Origin of the sequence: Empedobacter sp. UBA7611 (assembly GCF_002484365.1) — a bacterium.
GTDB classification, from domain to species: domain Bacteria; phylum Bacteroidota; class Bacteroidia; order Flavobacteriales; family Weeksellaceae; genus Empedobacter; species Empedobacter falsenii_B.
Genome location: NZ_DLJR01000046.1, coordinates 87,913 through 90,757 on the forward strand (window position 1 = coordinate 87,913; position 2,845 = coordinate 90,757).

A 2,845-nucleotide genomic window follows, 5' to 3' on the forward strand; every position below is an offset into this window, starting at 1 on the left:
TTATTTATTATTGTTTACTTATCTCACAAATTTAAGAAATCGTTTGATGAAAGAAAAGTGATTAATATTAGTATTTCTATAAATTTTATTTACTAAGTTTGTATCACATAAAAATAAAATCATGATTCAATTTTTAGGTTTCTTATTATTCTTAACAATCGCTTTATGCGGATTCTGGGGTATCATCTTTTTTGCAACGATGGCTATTTCTTGGATTCCATTTTGGGTTGCGAATTTAAGAAAAGAAAAAGCAGGAATAGTAACAGCAGAAGATCCTCGTCCGATTTTACCAAATCAAGAAGGAATCACAGTATTATTCAAAAAATAATAAGCTGTTAAAAAAATTTAAAAGGAACTTGACGAAGTTCCTTTTTTTATTTATTCTACTTTCGAATCTTCTTCGTAATTTCCTTCCAAATAATTTTTCAAACTAATTCGGATAATTTCTGTCCAACCAGCTTCAAAACTTTCGCGTGAGAAATTCTTATCATCAGGCGGAAAAGTTTCAATTCCTTCATGAATCAGCGTTAATTTTGTTTGTGGAACAATTTCATCTGTTAATTCATCCAAAATAAATGTAACAACAGAATTTCCTTCGTAGACTGGATATTTCCATGTATAAGCTAACAATTTAGTCGGCTCTACTTCTACTATTTTACAATGATGTAAATATGATCCACCATAAAATTCAAACTCAAATCCAACTTCTGGAACAAACTTCTCAATATCAAAATACCATTTATCAAAAGCAGCTTTTGTTGTTAAGGCATTCCACACTTTCTCAATTGAAACATCAAAAATTTCTACTATTTCTACAGGCTTTGCACTCATACTCTATTTTTTTATGATTTTGTTTAATTTACTAATTTTTTAATTATTATTTAAATTTAGCCCAAAATTTAATTGTTACATTTGCTATTGTAAAATTTTTAAAATGAAATTTAATAAGACTTTTTTAAGTGTTTTAGGGTTATTTGCTGGTCTTTCGCTATATGCGCAACAAGAGGTTAGCCGTCCAAAACTAGTAGTTGGTATCGTTGTCGATCAAATGCGATGGGATTATTTATATCGTTACCAAGATAGATATTCTACAGGAGGTTTCAATCGTATGTTAAACGAAGGTTTTAGCAACGAAAATACCTATATTCCTTATATACCTACTTATACAGCTATCGGTCATAGCACTATTTATACAGGTTCTGTGCCTGCTATTCACGGAATTGCTGGAAACGATTTTATCATTCAAGCTACAGGACAAGAAATGTATTGTACGCAAGATGATGCTGTAAATGGGGTTGGAACTTCATCAAAAGCAGGAAAAATGTCTCCAAAAAACTTGTTGACATCTACAGTTACTGATCAATTAAAATTATCAACAAATTTCCGTTCAAAAGTATATGGAGTTTCGTTAAAAGATCGTGGAGGAATATTACCTGCAGGTCATTTTGCTGATGCTGCTTTTTGGTTTGATGGAGAATCTGGAAACTGGGTTTCGAGTACATTTTATATGAATGAGTTGCCAAAATGGTTACAAAAATTCAATGATAAAAAAGTTGCTGAAAAATATTTAGACAAATGGAACACACTTTATCCGATTGATACTTATGTACAAAGTGAAAAAGATGGAAATCCATATCGCGAAAATTATAAAGGATTAGATAAAATGCAATTTCCTTATGATTTGAAAGCGTTGAAAAAAGACAATGGTTTAGGTTTGATTCGCTCTACTCCTTTCGGAAATTCGTTGACAAAAGATATTGCGATTGAAATTATTGATAACGAAAAATTAGGTCAAAATGAGAAAGGAATTACAGATTTTTTAGCGGTTAGTTTCTCTTCTACTGATTATGTTGGACATCAATTTTCTCCAAATACAATCGAAGCCGAAGATACTTATTTGCGTTTAGATAAAGACTTGGAACAATTATTTAATCATTTAGACCAAAAAGTTGGAAAAGGACAATATTTAGTTTTCTTAACTGCTGATCATGGTGGAGCTCATAATCCAAAGTATTTCCAAGATAAAAAAGGTAATGCAGGATACTTTCCAACTGGAGAAGTAAAAAAAGCATTGAACGCTAAATTACAAGAGAAATTCAAATCTACTGATATTGTACGTTCATTGACAAATTATCAAGTTCATTTGAATTATCAAACAATCGAACAAAATAAATTAGACGAAGAAGATATCAAAGAAGAAATCGTAAAATTTATGCAAAAAGTTGATGGCGTTTCTTTCGTAGCTGATATGGATAAAATTGGAGAAGCTTCTGTTCCTGCAATTATCAAAGAACGCATGATAAATGGTTATAATCGTAAACGTAGCGGTTCTATCACTTATATTTTAGAGCCACAATGGTACGGCGGAAAACAAAATTCTGGCGGAACAACGCACGGAACTTGGGGTTCTTACGATGCTCACATTCCATTTGTTTTGATGGGTTGGGGAATAAAACACGGTAAAAACAATAACCGTGTTTATATGACAGACATCGCTCCTACAGTTGCAGCTTTGCTACATATAGAGGAGCCAAACGGAAATATTGGAGAGCCAGTTTCTGAAGTAACAAATCCAAAATAATCTTATAAAAGATAATTCTAAAAACGTAACTTAATTAGTTGCGTTTTTTTGTTTGTATTAATTTATTAAAAAATATTTACAATAATGTAAAATAGTACATTTCTATCGTATAAAATTCATAATTTTATACACTCAAATATCTCTCTTTTCTATTAACTGAATTACAAAAGTTGATCTATTTATTATTCTTTGCTATCTACAAAATGAATAATAATTAACCCGTTGTGCATTTTAAATGATTTGAATTTTTAGGTTGTTAATATT

3 protein-coding genes are annotated in these 2,845 nt (G+C 30.5%); 2 read left to right on the forward strand and 1 reads right to left on the reverse strand.

What is annotated here, in order from left to right; all coding sequences use genetic code 11:
- Positions 1-121 precede the first annotated feature (121 nt).
- Positions 122-328: a hypothetical protein gene (locus tag B3R94_RS08070; RefSeq protein ID WP_038334195.1), complete on the forward strand. Its 207-nt coding sequence runs from the start codon at positions 122-124 to the stop codon at positions 326-328.
- Positions 329-378: 50 nt separating this feature from the next.
- Here B3R94_RS08070 and B3R94_RS08075 read toward each other — a convergent pair whose 3' ends face one another.
- Complete coding sequence (locus B3R94_RS08075; protein WP_038334197.1) at positions 379-831, reverse strand: SRPBCC family protein; 453 nt, start codon at positions 829-831, stop codon at positions 379-381.
- A gap of 103 nt (positions 832-934) precedes the next feature.
- On the opposite strand from B3R94_RS08075, the gene pafA reads away from it, so the two are divergent.
- Positions 935-2,581 (forward strand): alkaline phosphatase PafA, encoded by a 1,647-nt coding sequence (gene pafA / locus B3R94_RS08080; RefSeq protein ID WP_291099990.1) that lies wholly within the window; start codon positions 935-937, stop codon positions 2,579-2,581.
- Positions 2,582-2,845 lie beyond the last annotated feature (264 nt).